The organism is Streptomyces sp. NRRL B-1140, from assembly GCF_001280065.1.
Classification (GTDB): Bacteria; Actinomycetota; Actinomycetes; order Streptomycetales; family Streptomycetaceae; genus Streptomyces.
Genome location: NZ_LGEA01000103.1, coordinates 84,712 through 102,957 on the forward strand (window position 1 = coordinate 84,712; position 18,246 = coordinate 102,957).

Here is an 18,246-nt window from a genome sequence, read left to right on the forward strand (position 1 = left end):
GGATGGGGAACGGGCCGCGCCGGTCGGTGGGAGCGGATCGGGTCAGTACGCCCGGTTCCGCATGCGGCGCCACCACATCAGGGCCGCGCCGATCAGGACGATGCCGCCCGCCCCGGCGCCCGCGGAGGCGGCCATCAGGCCCATGTCGTCCGAACCCTGCGCACCGGCCGGCTGGAGCGCGTCGCCCAGCTGGCTGCGGACGTCGTTGCCGCCGTCCACGCCCTTGGCGAGCGGGCCGCGCGAACCCTCCGTCGGCAGCGCCACGTACGGGAAGGACTTCTCGAACTTCTTGTCGTTCTTGTCGACCGCGTCACCGAGGTCGTTCTTCGCGCCGAGCAGCTCGCCCTCGACGACCTGGAGCGAGGCGTCGATCACGTCGTCGGTGAGGCGACGGCCGTTCGGGAAGCCCGCGTTGTCACCGTCCAGGACACCGAGCCGCTTGGGCTTGGCGGCCGGCTTGATGGACGTGTTGAGCCGCAGCTGCTCCGACGGCGTCACGTGCGGCGGCTGGTTGAGGTCCTTGACGCCCTTGAGGAACACGTCGACCAGGTCGTTGCGCGGCTCGGCCGGAGCCGGGATCTTGTAGATCGCCTCGATGAGCTTCGGCAGCTCCGGGTTGGTGACGTTCTTCAGGAACTGGGCGTCGTCCCGCGGTGTGGACGCGTTGAACGTGTCCTTGTCCTTGATGGGGTTGACGACCTCGTTGACCAGCGGGTTGCCCAGGCGTGAGACCTGAGTGAAGTAGCCCTTGGCGTTCTTGCGCTGGGTCGTCGACCAGATGCCGACGACCGGCTGCTCGTGCGACTCGGTGATGAAGCTGTTGGGGACCTGCAGGGCGATGGAGTTGACGTTGTAGCCCTTGAGGGTGTCGTTGCCGACCTCGGAGAGGTTCCCGCCGTACAGCAGGTCGAAGACCCGCAGGTCCAGGAAGAACGGGTCGTCGGCCTGACCGGCGAACGTCTGGGCGCCACCGGCGAGTTTGTGGACCGCCTGCTTGCGCAGGGTGTTGTAGTCCGGCATCGACGCCTTGCCGACGTTCGACGGCGCCACCGGCACGTCGTCGGCGACCTTGGTCTTCGACACGGCCTTCAGGTGCTTCAGCTTGATCAGCTCGAGGTCGTACGTCTGCGTGATGTTGAGGTCGGGGTCGTCGAGGCTCTCGACCGGGCCCGTGTTGTAGAGGAACGTCTTGTCGTTCTTAGCATGAGTCTTGAACGTGTACCGGAAGAGCAGGTCCTCCTGCGCGTCACCGTTGCTGTCGATGCGCAGGTCGTACTGGGCGTCCTCGGCGAAGGTGAAGAAGTTGGGGCCGCCGGCCGGTTCCTCGAAGGGGATCCAGTTCGCGACGATGGTCGTCGTGTCCGGCTTGTCCGGGCTGACGAACGCGTACACGTCGGTGTTGTCGTACTGCGGGGTCCCCGAGATCAGCGGGGCCTCGCGGTGGCTGGAGGCGGAGGCCTCCTCGGGTACCAGCGCGGTCACACCGGCGGCTGCGAGCCCGCCGGCGGCCAGCGCGCCACAGATCACGGTCGCGATGCTCGCGCGTCCCGCACCGGTCCTGGAGATAGGTGTCATGCCGTCCGTCCTCCGTGCCAACTTGCCTGACACACGCCATTCGGAGCGGTCGGCGAAGCGGATTGGTCGAATCTCAAACGTTCTTACGGCGGATCGGGAAAGTTGTTTCATCGCCGGGCGACCCGCGTTTTCGGCGCGCTGATCCGTAACCCCGTCCGGAGGTGTGTGCGTTGCGAGTGCCTCGTGCGAGAGGACAGGCCCGGTGCGGGCTCGGAGAGGGGGACCGAGTGGAGGCGGACGAGCTGCTGCTGCTCGTGGCAGGTGGGGACCAGAAGGCCTTCGAGGACTTGTACGGACTGGTGTCCGGCCCGGTGTTCGGTCTCGTACGGCGTGTGGTGCGCGACCCCGCCCAGTCGGAGGAGGTGGCTCAGGAAGTGCTGCTCGAACTGTGGCGGTCCGCGGCGAGGTTCGACCCGGACCGGGGGAGCGCCATGTCGTGGATCCTCACCCTCGCCCACCGCCGCGCCGTCGACCGGGTCCGCAGTGCCCGGGCGGCCGGGGAACGCGAGCAGCGCGAGGCACTGCGCGCGAACCAGCCCGCCTTCGACCAGGTCACCGAGGAGGTCGAAGCCGGACTCGAACGGGAGTGGGTGCGCCGCTGCCTCGACCGGCTCACCGTCCTGCAGCGCCAGTCGGTCACCCTCGCCTACTACGAGGGCTACACGTACCGTGAGGTGGCCGAGCAGCTGTCCCTGCCGCTGGGCACCGTCAAGACCCGGATGCGGGACGGGCTGACCCGTATGCGCGAGTGCCTGGGAGGCGTGGCATGAGCATCTTCCGCCGCGAGGACCTGCACTCGCTCGCCGCTCCCTACGCGCTCGACGCCCTGGAGCCCGCGGAGCGGGTCCGCTTCGGCAAGCACCTCAGGGAGTGCGACCGCTGCGCCGCCGAGGTGCGCGCCCTGACCGAGGACGCCGTGCGGCTCGCCTGGTCCACGGCCGCCCCGCCGCCCGCCGCGATGCGTGACCGGGTCATGCTCGCCGTGCGGGCGACTCCGCAGGAACCGGCACCGCAGGGGGTGGCGGCGCGCCGGCCGGCACGGGGGCGGGCGGCTCAACTGCCACCGCACGTCTGGGGGGTCCAGCCGCCGCCCCGGCAGCGGCAACGGCGCCGGGTCCCGCTGTTCGTGCCCTTCGCCACCGTGACCGCCGCCGCGGCCCTCGTCGTCGCCTCGCTGTTCGCCGTACAGGCGAACCGGGCCCAGGACCGGCTGACCGCCGAGCAGGATCGGTCACGTGAGATCGCCCACGTTCTGGCTGCTCCGGACGCCCGTGCGGGCAGAGGACGGGACGTGCGGGGCCGCACCCTCGGAGTGATCGCCTCCGCCACGGAGGGGAGTGCGGTGGTCACCCTCGGCGGATACGGCACCCCGTCGGGTGGTCGCGTGCACCAGTTGTGGCTCATGCGCCCGGGCGCGCAACCACGCTCCCTCGGCCTCTTCGACGGCGACACGCCGCTGGTCGCAACGGGTTTGGGCACCTCCGCGACGTCACTGGCCGTGACCGTCGAGCCCGCCGGGGGGTCGCCGCAGCCCACTACACAGCCACTCGTCCAACTCGCCCTGAAAAGTGTTGGATTCGGAGAGTGATCGGAGATACATCGTCAACCCCCTTATGGGGAAGGTGAATCCTGTGACCGCGATACACGCGTGCCCGGACAGGGCGATAGGGTTAACCTGCCCGGGCCGGGTGGACTCGTACGGGTGGGGAGTGACATGGAACAGATAACAGTGCGCAGCAGGGCCAGGGTCCCTGCGATCACCTGCGGGAGCAGCGCGACCAGTTCGCGCCTCGACCGCCACCTCTCGGTGCTGGGCGGCCCCGCCGTCCCCCAGCGGGAGACGGTCGAGGCGACCTCGCTGATGCAGGAACTGACCGCGCGTCATTCGCACGACCGCAGTGGCAGGGGCGCGCGCGTGCGTCGCGTCTCGCTCTTCGCGCCGCTGCGCCGACTGCGCCGCTCCCTCTTCGGCAGCAGGTAGGGGTCCGCGCTCGGGCGGTCACACCACCTCCGGCGCCGGCGCTGCGACACCCGTCCGTCATCCCCGCGGCACGCAGCGGCGCCAGGTGTGGTCCGAGCGCGGCACGCCCCCTGTCGGTGCCTCGTCCCCGCCCGGCAGTGACCGGGGGCGTCGACGTCCGCGGTCACCGCGGCCCGCTCACTGCTCCCCGTGCGCGTATCGACGCACGGCCAGCGGCACGAACACCCCCAGCAGCACGGCGCACCACAGGACGGACCCCGCGACGGGATGGGCCACCGGCCAGGCCGCCCCGTCGGGCACCGGCGCGTTGCCGAAGAGGTCCCGCAGGGCCGTCGCCACCGCGCTGATCGGATTCCACTCGGCGACCGTCCGCAGCCAGCCCGGCAGTCCGTCGGCCGGGATGTACGCGCTGGACAGCAGCGGCAGCAGGAACGTCGCCCCGCCCAGCTGGCCGGCCGCCTCCTCGTTGCGGGTGAGCAGACCGAGGTAGATCCCGGCCCAGGTGCAGGCGAAGCGGAACAGCAACAGCAACGCGAGCGCCCCCGCCGCTTCGAGCGCACTCCCCTCGACCCGCCAGCCGACCGCGAGGCCCACCAGCAGGAACGGCACCGTCCCGACGGCGGTGGCCACCAGGTCCGCGGCGGCCTGCCCCAGCGGTACGGCCGCCCGGCTCACCGGCAGCGTGCGGAAGCGGTTCGTCACGCCCCGGTGCGTGTCCTGGGCCGCCTGGAACATGCCGGCCATGACCCCGCCCGAGGCGGTCGCCACCAGCAGGCCCGGCACCAGGAACGACCGGTACGCCTCTCCCGGCACCGCCAGCGCGCTGCCGAAGACGTAGCCGAAGAACAGCAGCATGCTGATCGGCATGGTCTGGGTGAGGATCAGCAGGCCCGGATTGTTCCGCAGCCGCAGCAACTGGCGGCCCAGCATCGCGATCCCGTCGTACGCCAGCATGCTCATGCGGCACACTCCCTCTCGTCGGTCGTCCCGGTCGTTCCGTGCGGCGCCGTCTCCGTCAGGCGCAGGAACACGTCGTCGAGGGTCGGCGGGCGCAGGCTCACGTCGAGCAGCGGCACGCCCGCCGTGTCCAGGGCGCGCACCAGCAGCGGGATCGTGAGCGTCGGGTCCTTGCTGACCGCGCCGACGGCGTTGCGCTCGTGGTCGAACGACGGCTGCGCCCCCGTCAGCCGGTCGAGCACGGCCGCCGCCTTCGCCAGGGTGCCCGCGTCCGGCACGACGACCTCGGCGTGCGCCCCGACCAGCGACTTGAGCTGCGCCGGAGACCCGGTGTGAGTGACCCGGCCCCGGTCCACCAGGGCGATGTCGTCGGCCAGTTGATCGGCCTCCTCCAGGTACTGCGTGGTGAGCAGCACGGTCGTGCCCTCGGCGGTCAGGCCGCGCACCACGTCCCAGATGAGGGCGCGGCTGAACGGGTCGAGGCCGGTCGTCGGCTCGTCCAGGAACAGCACACCGGGGCGGCGGACCAGGCTCGCCGCGAGGTCCAGGCGGCGGCGCATGCCGCCGGACCAGGTGGACGCCGGGCGGTCGGCGGCCTCGGTCAGGCCGAAGCGGTCGAGGAGCTCCGCGGCCCGTCCGGCCGGACCGCGCACCCGGTGCAGCCGGCCGAACAGGTGCAGGTTCTGGCGTCCGGTGAGGTCGCCGTCGATCGAGGTGTCCTGCCCGGTGACGCCGATCCTCTCGCGCACGGCGGCGGCCTCGCGGACGAGGTCGTGTCCCGCGATCCGTGCGGAGCCCGCGTCCGGCCGGAGCAGCGTGGCCAGCAGCCGCACCGCCGTCGTCTTCCCCGCCCCGTTCGGTCCGAGGATCCCGCAGACCGACCCCTCGGGGACCGCCAGGTCCAGTCCGCGCAGGGCGGGGACCTCTCCGAAGCGCTTCTCCAGACCTTCACTAAGTACAGCGTACGTAGAAGTCATGGCACGACCATAGCGCACTACGTACGCTGTACGTAACTAGGATGGTGGCCGAGGTGATGACCGATGGCGGGCCGAGCGGCCGTACCCGAAGTGATCTGGGCGCGCCCCGAGCGCACCGGCCGTGGGCCGAAACCGGCGTTCACCCGCGCCGACATCGCGGCGGCGGCCGTGCGGATCGCCGACGCGGAGGGGCTGGACGGGGTCACCATGCGGCGCGTGGCCGCGGAACTGGGCTGCGGCACGATGTCGCTCTACAACTACGTTCCTCGCAAGGAGGACCTGTACGAGCTGATGATCGACGCCGTCGGTGCCGAGCACGAGATGTTCGAGCCGACGGGCGACTGGCGCGCGGACATGCTGCGCAACGCGGAGGAGACCCGCGCCATCATGCACCGGCACACCTGGGTGCCGCGTCTGATGCCGGGGGTGTTCGGCTTCAGCCCCAACACCCTGCGCTACCTGGAGCACTGCCTGGCCTGCCTCGAACCGCTCGACGTGCCGGCCGGCGCGAAGACGGAGCTGGTCGCGCTGCTCAACGGCGTCGTGACGACGTACACCGGGAACGACATCGCCACCGCCGAACGCACCCGCTCCATGCCGTGGACGGCCGAGGAGGAGAACGCCGTCCGCATGGCCTACCTGGGCAGCCAGATCGCCACCGGCGCGTATCCGCGGCTGACCGCGGCCTTCACGCAGCAGAGCGGACCGGTCGATCTGGAGGCGGTGTTCCGGCGGGCCCTCGAACGCGTCCTGGACGCCTTCGACCCCGAGCTGCGCCAGCGGGCTCCCCGGGGGCGCTAGAGCAGCGCCAGTTGTCCCTCGGGACCCTCCTCGGGCCCCTCCAGCACCGACGCCGGGCGGCGGGCCCCGTCCGGCACCGGGAGGACGCCCGCCGCGCGCAGCTCCGTCGCCGTGACCGGGTCGGGCACCTCCGGCTGCTCCAGGGGGCGCAGCTCGGCCAGGAGCGCCAGGACGGTGATCAGCTCCAGCAGCTCCGACGTCCAGGTCTGGGGCCAGGTGGCGGGACGGATCGCCGCCAGCGTGCCCGGCTCGGGGGCGGCGACGCGGGTCGCGAACCACTCCTGCAGCACGCGCACCCCGCCCACCTCGAAGTCCCAGGCCTCAGGCGGCACCGGGGAGATGCGGCCCTCGTCCAGGAACAGGGCCTCCTCGTCCCGGTCGTAGCGCAGCGCCACCGGCCGGGAGGGCAGGGGGGCGCGGACGTAGGGGCGGCGGCCGCCGGGGAGCTTCGGGCGATCGCCGTCGCGGCGCATCAGCCACAGCAGCCGGTGCCCCCGTTCGAGACCCCGTTCCCACGCGTCGGTGTCGCCGGTGAGCGGGACGGTCAGGTCCGGGCGGGCCGTGGCCGTGATCCAGGCGAGTACGTCCAGCGGTGCCGGGGTGCCGCCCAGGCGGGTGCCGAGGTGGTCCAGCAGGCCCGGGGCCAGATTCGGCTCACGGCCGCCCGGGCGCCGGAACAGCGGGCGGATCCGGCCGGGGCGCACCAGCGGAAACAGTGAGGTGACGAGCAGGGGCGGGTCGGCCTCGGGCGTCTCCACCGCGAAGACCTGCCGTTCGTCCGTCACCCGCCACAGCTCCGGGCGGGCCGCGTCGATCAGCCGCTGGTCGGGGATGAGCCACTGCTCGTCGTAGGGCGCGAGCAGGACGCGCACCGGTTGTGGGCAGGGGCCGAAGGCCCGCACCAGCCTCTGCGTGCCGCTGCCGGCCCGGCCGGGCAACTGGCCGACCGCCGTGTGCAGCGTGCGTGAGCGGGTCGGCTCGAAGAGGGACTCGCGGTCGGGCCCCTCGGCCTTCACCAAGGTGTCCCAGCGGGCCTTCAGGGACGCCGCGTCCGGCGCCGCCGGCCAGCCGCGGCCGAGCCGCGGCGGTGCGACGGACCACGGCATGAGGTCCGCCAGCAGCGGAGCGTCGTCGTGCGTCACGCACGGCATGGTACGACCTGGCGGCGACACGCGGGTCAGGTGGCGTCCAGGGTCACCGTGAAGGAGAAGCGGTCGCCGCGGTAGTGGATGACGGCCACGTCCAGGGGCCGCCCGGCGACGTCGTAGGTCACCCCGGTGTAGTGCAGGATCGGGCTCAGCAGGGGGATCTGGAGCAGTTTCGAGGTCTCCGGGTCGGCCAGCCGCGCCTCCACCGTGTCCGTGATGCGGCTGATGTCCACTCCCACCACGTCCCGCAGCACCTTGGTCATCGGCCACCGGACGAGGTCGTCCAGATCGATCCGCGCGGCCAGTTCGGGGCGGACGTAGTTGCGGGCGTGGTTCGTCGGCTCGCCGGTCTTCTCGTCGCTGCGCAGCCGGTGGTACGTCGCGATCTCCCCCAGCTCCGGGAAGAACTCGGCGAGTTCACCCGGCACGGGCGCGCTGCCGTGGTCGAGCAGTTCGGTCGTCATGCCGGACTGCTGGGCCACGATCGCGTCCACCGAGCCGAGCAGGCGCACCGGCGAACCCCGGCGCGCGTGCGGCTCGATGAACGTGCCTCGCCGGCGGTGGCGCGTGATCAGCCCCTCGTCCTCCAGCTCCTTCAGCGCCTGCCGCATCGTCAGCACGCTCACGCCGTAGTGCCCGGCCAGCTGCTCCTCGGTGGGCAGCCGCAGCGGGTCCTGCGGCGAGCGGCCGAGGATCGAGGCGCGCAGCGACTGCGACACCTGGTACCAGAGCGGCAGCTTGCGGTTCAGGACGATCGAGTCCGGAGCGAAGGAGGTCACGGGCCATCCGTACCGGTAGAAAATGATCAGGGCAAGGGGGCTCCTTCGGCAGCCCTCAGGGGCGGAAGTGCCGTTCCAGGCCCTGCCAGACGTCGTCGTAGCGCCGCTGGAGGTGTTCCGCGCGGGCCGCGTGCGGGGTGAGGGTGATCGGCCAGCGCGTCTCGAACATGAACGCCAGGCCGTCGTCGACCTTCTGCGGCTGCAGCTCGGCGGCGCTCGCGCGGTCGAAGGTCTCCCGGTCCGGGCCGTGCGCCGACATCATGTTGTGCAGCGACCCGCCGCCCGGCACGAACCCCTCCGCTTTGGCGTCGTAGGCGCCCTCGATCAGGCCCATGTACTCGCTCATCACGTTCCGGTGGAAGTACGGCGGCCGGAAGGTGTCCTCGCCGACGAGCCAGCGCGGCGCGAACACCACGAAGTCGACTCCCGCGAGGCCCGGGGTGTCGGACGGGGACGTCAGCACCGTGAAGATCGAGGGATCCGGGTGGTCGTAGGTGATGGTGCCGAGCGCATTGAACCGGCGCAGGTCGTAGACGTACGGCACGTGGTTGCCGTGCCAGGCGACGACATCGAGGGGGGAGTGGTCGTAGGTGGCGGTCCACAGGTTGCCGCAGAACTTGTTCACCACCTCCACCGGGCCCTCGACGTCCTCGTAGGCGGCGACGGGCGCGCGGAAGTCCCGGGCGTTGGCGAGCCCGTTGGCGCCGATCGGCCCCAGGTCGGGGAGGCGGAAGGGGGCGCCGTAGTTCTCGCACACATAACCGCGGGCGGACTCGTCGAGGAGCTCGACCCGGAAGCGGACTCCCCGCGGGATCAGCGCCACATCGCCCGGCTCGGCATGCAGGAAACCGAACTCGGTGTGCAGCAGCAGCCCGCCGCGCTCCGGGACGATCAGCAGTTCGCCGTCGGCATCGCTGAACACCCGGTCCATCGAGGCGTTGGCCGAGTAGAGGTGTACGGCGACACCGGTCCGCTGGGTGGCGTCGCCGTTGCCACCCAGGGTCCACAGGCCCGCCAGGAAGTCCGTCTCGGGCGCCGGGTCGGGCAGCGGGTTCCAGCGCAGCCGGTTGGGGTCGGGCACGGTCTGGGTGAAGGGGGCGGTGCGGACCGTGCCGTTGTGGGCTCTGGTGAACGCCGGGTGCGCTGCCGACGGGCGGATCCGGTACAGCCACGAGCGGCGGTTGTGGGCCCGCGGCTCGGTGAACGCCGTACCGCTCAGCTGCTCCGCGTACAGCCCGAGGGGAGCCCGCTGGGGCGAGTTGCGACCCTCGGGCAGTGCGCCCGGGACGGCTTCCGAGCTGTGCTCGTTTCCGAAGCCGGAGAGGTAGGCCAGCCCTTCGGCGGTCTTCCGCGCTCCCCCGTGCTCGAACGCGCTCGCGCGGGTGGTGCCCCCATCGCCCATGATCGCTGCTCCCTTGCGGTCTGATTCCTATGCAGCACCGTAGGATTGCGTTGTCAGTGACGCAAGAGGGCGCGCCCCCTCCTCTTCATGGATGACCGGAACCCGACTTGAGAATGATCCGCGGGGGCGGACGCGTGTTCTACGCTCCCGAACATGTCGTGGACACGGAGACTTTGCGCCGCGCTCGCGGGCTGTGTCCTCCTCCTGGCCGGGTCCGTGGGCTGCGGCACCGGTGAGGCCCGGGAGGGCGGTGCGTCGACCGCACCGGTCGGCAAGATCCTCGAAGGCCGGGACCGGGACGGGCAGCCCCTGCGGGAGGTGGACCCCGAGGGCGCCCCCGATGTCGGGATCGAGGTGCAGCCCGACGCGGCCGGTGGCTGGGACGTGCGCCTGACCGTGCGGAACTTCCGCTTCTCGCCGGCCGGCGCGGCGGCCCGCGCCGTGGCCGGACGCGGCCTCGCGCGCCTCTTCGTCGACGGCCGCCCCGTGACCCGGCTCCGCGCCTCCACCTACCGGCTGGACGCCCGCCTCGTGCCGCGCGGCACGCACCACGTCACGGCTCGTCTCCAAGCCGATGACGGCACCGTGTGGGCGGTGGACGGCACACCCGTGGAGAGCACGGCCGACATCACCGCGTCGGAGCCGGGCCCGGGGGTGACGCCGGACGCCGCCTCCCGGCGCAAGGCCCGGACCCCGGGCGCGGACGCCGGCCGCGGGTCACCGGACGGCGAGCAAGTGTCATCCGGGGGCCTCGGCGCACCGGACCGCGGACGTGAGGCGGCCGGGGGGCGGGCTTCATCCGGCCGGGAACGAGGCGCGGCCGACGGGCGGGCTTCGTCCGAGCGTGAACGACAGGCGGCCGGGGGCCGAGGTTCACCGGACCGCGGCCGAGGGGCATCATGAAGCACGTGCCCCACGCGACATCGCTCCGACGCGCGCCCGTGCAGCGGCGCAGTGCCGAACGCCTGACCAGGATCCTCGACGCCTGCGCCGACCTGCTCGACGAGGTGGGCTACGACGCCCTGAGCACCCGTGCCGTCGCCCAGCGGGCCTCGGTCCCGATCGGCTCCGTCTACCGCTTCTTCGGCAACAAGCGCCAGATGGTGGACGCCCTGGCCCAGCGCAACCTGGAGCGGTATTCCGAGCGCGTCACGCAGCGCCTGCGGGACGCCGGTGGCGAGGGTGGCTGGCGCGCGGCCATGGACGCCGTGCTCGACGAGTACCTGGACATGAAGCGCACCGCGCCCGGCTTCTCCCTCGTCGACTTCGGCAACCAGATCCCGGTCGGCGCCCGCCAGGCCGAACCCAACCACCGCGTCGCCGACCGCCTCACCGACCTCCTCTCCGGCTACCTGGACCGCGAACCCGACGACGATCTGCGGCGGGTCTTCCTCATAGCGGTCGAGACCGCGGACACCCTCGTGCACCTGGCGTTCCGGGTGGCACCGGAGGGGGACGAGCGGATCATCGACGAGGCACGGGAGATGCTGCGGGCCTATCTGGCCCGGGTGCTCGACTGAAGCCGGTCCCGCCAGGGCCTCCCCACCGTTCATACCGGTCGGTATGCTCGGCCGCGTCCGTGCGTCACCGTAGCCGCCGTCCCGGGAGGACCCGTGTCCCGCACCGCCCTGCGTATCTGCCCCTTGTGCGAGGCCACCTGCGGCCTGACCCTCACCATCGAGGGCACGCGCGTCACCCAAGCCCGCGGTGACCGCGACGACGTCTTCAGCAAGGGTTTCATCTGCCCCAAGGGCGCCTCCTTCGGCGCGGTCGACTCCGACCCCGACCGGCTGCGCACGCCGCTCGTGCGCCGGGACGGGGAGCTGTGCGAGGCCACCTGGGAGGAGGCCTTCGACGCGGTGGCGGCCGGCATCCGGCCCGTCGTGGAGCGCCACGGCCCGCACTCCGTCGGGGTCGTGCTCGGCAACCCCAACGTGCACACCATGGCCGGCGCCCTCTACCCACCCGTCCTTCTCGCCGGGCTCGGCACCCGCAGCGTCTTCACCGCCTCCACGGTCGACCAGATGCCCAAGCACGTCTCCAGCGGACTCCTCTTCGGCGACGCGAACGCCATCCCGGTGCCCGACCTCGACCACACCGACCATCTGCTCCTGATCGGCGCCAACCCGCTGGAGTCCAACGGCAGTCTGTGCACCGCCGCCGACTTCCCGGGCAAACTCAAGGCGCTCAAGGCCCGCGGCGGCACCCTCGTCGTGATCGACCCGCGGCGTACCCGCACCGCGAAGCTCGCCGACCGGCACATCGCCGTCCGGCCCGGCACCGACGCGCTGCTGCTGGCGGCGATGGCGCGGGTGCTCCTCGACGAGGGCCTCGCCGACCCGACCCCGCAGGCGCAGGGCATCGAGGAACTGGACGCGGAACTGGCGGAGTTCACCCCCGAAGCCGTCGCCGAGGCCTGTGACGTCGAGGCCGGAGTCATCCGCACCCTCGCCCGCGACCTGGCCGCCGCCCCGACCGCCGCCGTCTACGGCCGCATCGGCAGCTGCACCGTCCCGCACGGCACCCTCGCCAGCTGGCTCGTCGACGTCCTGAACATCCTCACCGGCAACCTCGACCGGCCCGGCGGCGTGCTCTTCCCACAGGCCGCCACCGACAAGACCCCGCGCCCCGCCGGGCCCGGCCGCGGCTTCGCCCTCGGGCGCTGGCACTCCCGCGTGAGCCGGCACCCCGAGGCCAAGGGCGAGCTGCCTTTGTCGGCCCTCGCGGAGGAGATCGACACCCTCACCGAGGAGGGCGAACCGGTACGCGCGCTGATCGCGGTCGCCGCCAACCCCGTGCTGTCCGCGCCCGACGGCGACCGGCTCGACAAGGCGCTCGACTCGCTCGACTTCATGGTCAGCGTCGACCCGTACCTCAACGAGACCTCGCGCCACGCCGATGTGGTCCTGCCCCCGCCGCCGCCCTCCCAGAGCCCCCACCACGACTTCGCCTTCAACACCCTCGCCGTGCGCAACCAGGTGCGCTACACCCGCCCGGCGATCCCCCTGGAGCCCGGCCGCATGGCCGAGACGGAGATCCTGGCCCGCCTCATCCTGGCCGTGACCGGTATGCACGGGGCCGATCCCGCTGCCGTCGACCAAATGGTCATCGACCAGACCCTCGGCAAGGCGGTCAAGGACCCGCACTCGCCCGTATACGACGGCGACCCGCGCGAGCTCGCCGGCCGGCTCACCGGCGACACCGGCCCGGAGCGCCGGCTCGACATGATGCTGCGCCTCGGCCCCTACGGCGACGGCTTCGGCGCACGGCCGGACGGACTCGGCCTGGAGAAGCTGCTCGCCCACCCGCACGGCATCGACCTCGGCCCGTTGCAGCCCCGTCTGCCGCAGCCCCTGAAGACCCGCAGCGGCCGGGTGGAGCTGCTCCCGGGCCCGATCGCGGGCGACCTGCCCCGGCTGCGCGCCGCCCTGGCCGAGCGCCCCGAGGGGCTCGTCCTGGTCGGCCGGCGCCATCTGCGCTCGAACAACAGCTGGATGCACAACGTGCCCGCCCTCACCGGCGGCTCCAACCGCTGCACCCTGCACATGCATCCCGAGGACGCCGAGCGGCTGGGCGTCGAGGACGGGGCGGCCGTGCGCGTGAAGGGCGCCGGGGGAGAGGTCGTCGCGCCCGCCGAGGTGACGGACGCGGTCCGCCCGGGCGTGGTGAGCCTGCCGCACGGCTGGGGGCACGACCGTCCCGGCACCCGCCTCGGCCACGCCTCCAAGAACCCCGGCGTCAACGTCAACCAGCTCCTCGACGGCCGCCTCCTCGACCCGCTGTCGGGCAACGCGGTCCTCAACGGCGTACCCGTCGAGGTCACCCCCGCGAGCCCGGCCGAATGTGCCTCCGTGACCGAAAAGCTCACCGCTCTGACCTGAGCAAAGCTGTGACCAGCAGTTTTGCGCTTATTGCTCGCACGTCAACGTCTTGTTAACGCTGCTTGACGGGACCTAACGTCTCGGGAACCGCCGGCCCTGGTGGGATGTTCAAGGGCGAACGTTAGGTATCCACTCATGCTGACCATCCTCGGCTTCGCCATGATCGCGACCTTCCTGGTCCTGATCATGATGAAGAAGATGTCGCCGATCGCGGCGCTCGTGCTGATTCCCGCGCTGTTCTGCGTGTTCGTCGGCAAGGGCGCCAAGCTCGGCGACTACGTCCTCGACGGCGTGACCGACCTCGCCCCCACCGCGGCGATGCTCATGTTCGCGATCGTCTACTTCGGCGTGATGATCGACGTCGGTCTCTTCGACCCGATCGTCCGCGGAATCCTCAAATTCTGTAAGGCCGACCCGATGCGGATCGTCGTCGGCACCGCCGTGCTCGCCGCCATCGTGTCGCTGGACGGCGACGGCTCGACCACCTTCATGATCACCGTCTCGGCGATGTACCCGCTGTACAAGCGCCTGAAGATGAGCCTGGTCGTGATGACCGGTGTCGCCGCCATGGCCAACGGTGTGATGAACACCCTGCCCTGGGGCGGCCCGACCGCCCGCGCCGCGACCGCGCTGAAGGTCGACGCCAGCGACATCTTCGTCCCGATGATCCCGGCGCTCCTGGTGGGTCTGGCCTTCGTCTTCGCCCTGTCCTACGTGCTCGGCGTGCGTGAGCGCCGGCGGCTCGGCGTGCTGACGCTGGACGAGGTGCTGGAGGAGGAGAAGGAGAGCGAGACGGTCCTCGTCGGCTCCGGTGCCCCCGGCGACGGCAAGGTCTCGATGCGCAAGGGCGGCACGGCCGCCGCAGGCTCCGGCACGGACACCCCCGCCGGTGCCACGGGCTCCGCCGCCTCCGGTGACGACGGCACCTTCCAGGGCCTCGACCCCAACCGGGCCACGCTGCGCCCCAAGCTGTACTGGTTCAACGCGCTGCTCACGGTCGGCCTGCTCACCGCCATGATCATGGAGTGGCTGCCGATCCCGGTGCTGTTCCTGATCGGTGCCGCGCTCGTCCTCTCGGTGAACTTCCCGCACATCCCCGACCAGAAGGCCCGCCTGGCCGCCCACGCCGACAACGTCCTGAACGTCTCCGGCATGGTCTTCGCCGCCGCCGTCTTCACCGGCGTCCTCCAGGGCACCGGCATGGTCGACCACATGGCCAAGTGGATGGTGGACGTCATCCCCGGCAGCATGGGCCCGCACATGGCCCTCGTCACCGGCATCCTGAGCCTGCCGCTCACCTACTTCATGTCGAACGACGGCTTCTACTTCGGTGTCCTGCCCGTCCTCGCCGAGGCGGGTGCCGCGCACGGGGTCACCCCGCTGGAGATGGCCCGCGCCTCGCTGGTCGGCCAGCCGCTGCACATGTCCAGCCCGCTGGTCCCCGCCGTCTACGTCCTGGTCGGCATGGCCAAGGTCGAGTTCGGTGACCACACCAGGTTCGTCGTGAAGTGGGCCGCCCTCACCTGCCTGGTCATCCTCGGCGCGGGCATGCTGTTCGGGATCATCTGAGCCACTTCATGGAGGACGTCGTCGTGAGGCCCGGTGGGAACCGCGGCTGGCTGCTCCGCCTCGTCATCGCCTTCGGCTTCGCGCAGGGGGCGGTGTCGATGGCCCGGCCCGCCGTCTCCTACCGGGCCCTCGCGCTGGGCGCGGACGAGCGCGCCGTCGGTGTCATCGCCGGTGTGTACGCGCTGCTGCCCCTGTTCGCCGCCGTGCCCCTGGGCCGCCGCACCGACCACGGCCGCTGCGCGCCCCTGCTGCCGGTCGGCGTGGTGCTGATAGCCGGCGGCTGCGCCCTCAGCGGCGTGGCCGGTTCTCTGTGGACGATGGCCCTGTGGAGCGGGGTGATGGGCCTCGGGCACCTGTGCTTCGTCATCGGCTCGCAGTCCCTGGTCGCCCGCCAGTCCGCGCCACACGAGCAGGACCGCAACTTCGGCCACTTCACCATCGGCGCCGCCCTCGGCCAGCTGGTCGGCCCCATCGCCGCGGGTGCGCTGATCGGCGGCGAGGACATGGCCGGGAGCAGCGCGCTCGCCCTGGTCGCGGCGGGCGCGACCGCGGCGGTCGCGTTCACCTCGCTGTGGCGCATCGAGCATCGCCGTACGGCATCCTCGTCCACCGCGGACAAGGGGGCCCGGGTCCCGGTCCGCGGCATCCTGCGCACCCGGGGGGTGCCGGCGGGCATCCTCATCAGCCTGGCCGTGCTGTCCGCGACCGACATCCTGACCGCCTACCTGCCGGTGGTCGGCGAGCACCGGGGCATCGCGCCGTCCGTGATCGGCGTCCTGCTCAGTCTGCGCGCCGCGGCGACGATCGCCTGCCGTCTGGTGCTGACGCCCCTGCTGCGGCTGCTCGGCCGGCCCCTGCTGCTCACGCTCACCTGTCTGCTGGCGGCCCTGCTGTGCACGGCGATCGCCCTGCCGGTGCCGGTGTGGGCGCTCGGACTGCTGCTGGCCGCGCTCGGCTTCTGCCTCGGTGTCGGTCAGCCGCTGTCCATGACGACGGTCGTCCAGGCCGCCCCCGACGACGCCCGTTCCACGGCCCTCGCGCTGCGCCTGACCGGCAACCGGCTCGGCCAGGTCGCCGCGCCCGCCGCGGCCGGACTGATCGCCGGAGTCGCGGGTGCGGCGGCGCCGTTCGTGATGCTGGGGGTGCTGTTGCTGCTGTCCTCCGGGGTCGCCGTGCGGTCACCGCGGGAGCCGGACGAGCCGGGTGAGCGGGTCGGCCGGGACGCGCCGGACGGGGCGGAGGGTCCGGACAAGCCGGGTGGTGAGGGCCGCGGCGTGCGGAGGGGCCTCGGGCGCGGGGCGCCGCTGCGCCGGAAGAGCGATATCTGACGCGTCGTAGGGCGGTGCTGCGGCCCTTTCGGCGGTGAGGTGCCAGAGAGTCAGGTGACGAGGTGTTTGTATGAAAATCATCTGACTTGGAGGCATGTTCATGCCCGTCGTACCCCTCGCGCGCCGCGCCGGTACCCGCACGGCCGTCCTCGCCGCCCTCACCGTCGCAGGGACCACCCTGAGCGGGGTGTCCGCCGTCGCCGCTCCCATCCCGGGGGACAACGGAGACGTCAAGATCCACGCCAGCACCACGGCCGCGGTCAACCAGCGCAACGACCCGAAGGTCTGCGACTTCTACCTCGCCGCGTTCAACTTCGACGCGGGTGAGCAGATCAACTGGACGATCCAGACCCAGCCCGAGGTCCCGGGCGGCGCCACGCGCACCGGCAGCTTCGTCGCCGACCCGACCGGCATGGGCCGTACCGAGGCCGTCAATCTGCCCAACGGGCAGTACAAGTTGACGTGGCTCACCGACCAGGCCCACGGTGCCGGCAAGTTCAAGGTGTTCAAGGTCGACTGCCCCACCTCCAAGCCGACGACGCCGGTCGGCGGTCCGCCCGCGGGCGGGGGCGGCATCGCCCGCAGCGAGGCCTTCACGCCGGTCACCGGCGCGGCCGCGGTCGGCCTGGCCGCCGTCGCCGGGGCGGTCTGGTTCCGTCTCCGTCGCCGCCCCGATGGCGCCGCGTAGGCCGGGTTCCGCGGAGGGTCCCGCCCGGCCGGTGCGGGGCGGTGGCGCGCTCGGGCCCGATGCCGGAGCGGTGAGACGGCGAGGAGGCGGCGCCGGGCCAGGCGCCGCCCCGGCGGATCGGCGGGGCGGCGGTACAGGGTCCGGGGCGGCTCCGGCGGACCGGCGCCGGGTTGGTTCCGGGTCCGGGCCGGCTCCGGCGGTTCGGCGTCGGGCTGGTTCCGGCTCCGTCGATCTGCCGCCGGGGCGGCGCGGGTCCGGGGCGGTTCGCGGGGGCCGGCGTGGAGCTGATTCAGGGTTCGCCGATGTGCCGTGGGGGCGGCGCGGGGGTGGTGCCGGGCCCGGGGCGGCTCGCGGGGGCCGGCGGGGCGCCCGATCCGGTCCCGGAGCCCGGCCCGGCTCCGGGCCTGCCGACGCTCCGGTCGTCCGGCGCGGGGGCGGGGCGGGGGTCGCCCGAGTGCCGTCGGGGTGGCGCGGGACCGGACCTGACGATGTCCGGCAGTTCCGGCGTGGGGCCGGGCCCGGCGCGGCTCGGGTGGTCCGGCGTGGGCCGGGGACCGGCTCCGGCCCGGCGGGGCGGTACGCCGCGCCCGTCGGCGTGCCCCGGGGACGGCCCCGGCGGCGCTCGCGCAGGCCCTGGTACCGGACACGTGGTTACCGGCTGACGCGGACGATCGTGATGGCCGTCTCCCTGCTGCTGGTGGCCGGAGTCTGCTGGGACCGGGGCGAAGAGCCCGGAGCGACGACGGTCACGGCCCTGCGACCGGACTTCACCACGGCCGCCCACCCGTCCGGCTCCGGATCGGACGCGGCCGAACAGGCGTCGGGCGAGGGTGAGGGCACGGCTACGGGCACAGACACGGGCCCGGGTACGAACGCCCGGCGGCCCGGCACCGGCCAGGGCAAGACCACCTTGCCCGGCACCCCAGGTACGGGCACGACTGCCCTGCCTGGCGCCCCCGGCCAGGGCAAGACCGCCCCGCCCGGCACCCCGGGCAGGGGCACGACCGCCCTGCCCGGCGCCCCCGGCCAGGGCAAGACCGCCGTGCCCGGCGCCCCCGGCCCAGGCAAGACCGCCGTGCCCCGAGCCCCAGGTGCCGCTGCCCTCCCCACTGGCCCCATCGGCCCCACCAAGCCCACCCCCGGGCCCCGCGCCCCCGGGC

At 72.6% G+C, this 18,246-nt stretch carries 16 protein-coding genes and 1 pseudogene; 11 read left to right on the forward strand and 6 right to left on the reverse strand.

Annotated elements, in window-relative coordinates:
- Positions 1-42: 42 nt before the first annotated feature.
- Positions 43-1,575: a DUF4331 domain-containing protein gene (locus tag ADK65_RS23505; RefSeq protein ID WP_053672349.1), complete on the reverse strand. Its 1,533-nt coding sequence runs from the start codon at positions 1,573-1,575 to the stop codon at positions 43-45.
- 227 nt (positions 1,576-1,802) lie between these two features.
- Here ADK65_RS23505 and ADK65_RS23510 point away from each other — a divergent pair, with 227 nt between their 5' ends.
- The 3 genes from ADK65_RS23510 (at position 1,803) to ADK65_RS23520 (ending at position 3,556) form a co-directional block, all read left to right on the forward strand.
- Positions 1,803-2,345 (forward strand): sigma-70 family RNA polymerase sigma factor, encoded by a 543-nt coding sequence (locus ADK65_RS23510; RefSeq protein WP_053672350.1) that lies wholly within the window; start codon positions 1,803-1,805, stop codon positions 2,343-2,345.
- Entirely contained in the window at positions 2,342-3,163 is an 822-nt protein-coding gene (locus tag ADK65_RS23515) for an anti-sigma factor (RefSeq protein ID WP_053672351.1), read from the forward strand. The genes ADK65_RS23510 and ADK65_RS23515 overlap by 4 nt, the downstream gene beginning before the upstream one ends.
- 126 nt (positions 3,164-3,289) lie before the next feature.
- On the forward strand, positions 3,290-3,556 hold the full coding sequence (locus tag ADK65_RS23520; RefSeq protein WP_053672352.1) for a hypothetical protein: 267 nt from the start codon (positions 3,290-3,292) through the stop codon (positions 3,554-3,556).
- A 177-nt stretch (positions 3,557-3,733) separates the two neighbouring features.
- On the opposite strand, the gene ADK65_RS23525 is transcribed toward ADK65_RS23520, so the two are convergent.
- Complete coding sequence (locus ADK65_RS23525; RefSeq protein WP_053672353.1) at positions 3,734-4,516, reverse strand: ABC transporter permease; 783 nt, start codon at positions 4,514-4,516, stop codon at positions 3,734-3,736.
- Entirely contained in the window at positions 4,513-5,490 is a 978-nt protein-coding gene (locus ADK65_RS23530) for an ATP-binding cassette domain-containing protein (RefSeq protein WP_063788046.1), read from the reverse strand. Before ADK65_RS23530 ends, ADK65_RS23525 begins: the two co-directional genes overlap by 4 nt.
- 63 nt (positions 5,491-5,553) lie before the next feature.
- On the opposite strand from ADK65_RS23530, the gene ADK65_RS23535 reads away from it, so the two are divergent.
- Positions 5,554-6,291 (forward strand): TetR/AcrR family transcriptional regulator, encoded by a 738-nt coding sequence (locus ADK65_RS23535; RefSeq protein ID WP_053672355.1) that lies wholly within the window; start codon positions 5,554-5,556, stop codon positions 6,289-6,291.
- Here ADK65_RS23535 and ADK65_RS23540 read toward each other — a convergent pair.
- From ADK65_RS23540 to hmgA, 3 genes are read right to left on the reverse strand one after another with little or no spacing between them, the layout of a single operon-like run.
- Positions 6,288-7,442 (reverse strand): type ISP restriction/modification enzyme, encoded by a 1,155-nt coding sequence (locus tag ADK65_RS23540; RefSeq protein WP_053672356.1) that lies wholly within the window; start codon positions 7,440-7,442, stop codon positions 6,288-6,290. The genes ADK65_RS23535 and ADK65_RS23540 overlap by 4 nt on opposite strands.
- A gap of 26 nt (positions 7,443-7,468) precedes the next feature.
- Positions 7,469-8,218 (reverse strand): GntR family transcriptional regulator, encoded by a 750-nt coding sequence (locus ADK65_RS23545; RefSeq protein ID WP_053672357.1) that lies wholly within the window; start codon positions 8,216-8,218, stop codon positions 7,469-7,471.
- Positions 8,219-8,273: 55 nt separating this feature from the next.
- Positions 8,274-9,620 carry a homogentisate 1,2-dioxygenase gene (hmgA, locus tag ADK65_RS23550; protein ID WP_053672358.1) on the reverse strand — a complete coding sequence of 449 codons (1,347 nt, stop codon included), beginning with the start codon at positions 9,618-9,620 and terminating at the stop codon, positions 8,274-8,276.
- Positions 9,621-9,836: 216 nt separating this feature from the next.
- On the opposite strand from hmgA, the gene ADK65_RS39975 reads away from it, so the two are divergent.
- The 7 genes and pseudogenes from ADK65_RS39975 to ADK65_RS23585 all read left to right on the forward strand — a co-directional run.
- Positions 9,837-10,523 carry a hypothetical protein gene (locus tag ADK65_RS39975; protein WP_420709067.1) on the forward strand — a complete coding sequence of 229 codons (687 nt, stop codon included), beginning with the start codon at positions 9,837-9,839 and terminating at the stop codon, positions 10,521-10,523.
- Complete coding sequence (locus ADK65_RS23560; protein WP_053672359.1) at positions 10,520-11,140, forward strand: TetR/AcrR family transcriptional regulator; 621 nt, start codon at positions 10,520-10,522, stop codon at positions 11,138-11,140. The genes ADK65_RS39975 and ADK65_RS23560 overlap by 4 nt, the downstream gene beginning before the upstream one ends.
- Before the next feature lie 93 nt (positions 11,141-11,233).
- Entirely contained in the window at positions 11,234-13,501 is a 2,268-nt protein-coding gene (locus tag ADK65_RS23565) for a molybdopterin oxidoreductase family protein (RefSeq protein ID WP_053672360.1), read from the forward strand.
- A 99-nt stretch (positions 13,502-13,600) separates the two neighbouring features.
- Positions 13,601-15,070 carry a CitMHS family transporter gene (locus tag ADK65_RS23570; protein ID WP_324614300.1) on the forward strand — a complete coding sequence of 490 codons (1,470 nt, stop codon included), beginning with the start codon at positions 13,601-13,603 and terminating at the stop codon, positions 15,068-15,070.
- A 23-nt stretch (positions 15,071-15,093) separates the two neighbouring features.
- A complete protein-coding gene (locus tag ADK65_RS23575) occupies positions 15,094-16,398 on the forward strand; it encodes an MFS transporter (protein ID WP_053672368.1) in 1,305 nt (434 codons plus the stop codon).
- A 100-nt stretch (positions 16,399-16,498) separates the two neighbouring features.
- Positions 16,499-17,086: a hypothetical protein gene (locus tag ADK65_RS23580; protein WP_053672369.1), complete on the forward strand. Its 588-nt coding sequence runs from the start codon at positions 16,499-16,501 to the stop codon at positions 17,084-17,086.
- 676 nt (positions 17,087-17,762) lie between these two features.
- Positions 17,763-18,246 (forward strand): annotated as a pseudogene (locus ADK65_RS23585) (hypothetical protein); the annotation flags it as partial.

Bases quoted from the DNA above. Each gene is read 5' to 3' on its own strand.
- ADK65_RS23505 (WP_053672349.1), bottom strand. From the start codon at position 1,575: ATGACACCTATCTCCAGGACCGGTGCGGGACGCGCGAGCATCGCGACC.
- ADK65_RS23515 (WP_053672351.1), top strand. From the start codon at position 2,342: ATGAGCATCTTCCGCCGCGAGGACCTGCACTCGCTCGCCGCTCCCTAC.
- ADK65_RS23520 (WP_053672352.1), top strand. From the start codon at position 3,290: ATGGAACAGATAACAGTGCGCAGCAGGGCCAGGGTCCCTGCGATCACC.
- ADK65_RS23525 (WP_053672353.1), bottom strand. From the start codon at position 4,516: ATGAGCATGCTGGCGTACGACGGGATCGCGATGCTGGGCCGCCAGTTG.
- ADK65_RS23530 (WP_063788046.1), bottom strand. From the start codon at position 5,490: ATGACTTCTACGTACGCTGTACTTAGTGAAGGTCTGGAGAAGCGCTTC.
- ADK65_RS23535 (WP_053672355.1), top strand. From the start codon at position 5,554: ATGGCGGGCCGAGCGGCCGTACCCGAAGTGATCTGGGCGCGCCCCGAG.
- ADK65_RS23540 (WP_053672356.1), bottom strand. From the start codon at position 7,442: ATGCCGTGCGTGACGCACGACGACGCTCCGCTGCTGGCGGACCTCATG.
- hmgA (WP_053672358.1), bottom strand. From the start codon at position 9,620: ATGGGCGATGGGGGCACCACCCGCGCGAGCGCGTTCGAGCACGGGGGA.
- ADK65_RS23560 (WP_053672359.1), top strand. From the start codon at position 10,520: ATGAAGCACGTGCCCCACGCGACATCGCTCCGACGCGCGCCCGTGCAG.
- ADK65_RS23580 (WP_053672369.1), top strand. From the start codon at position 16,499: ATGCCCGTCGTACCCCTCGCGCGCCGCGCCGGTACCCGCACGGCCGTC.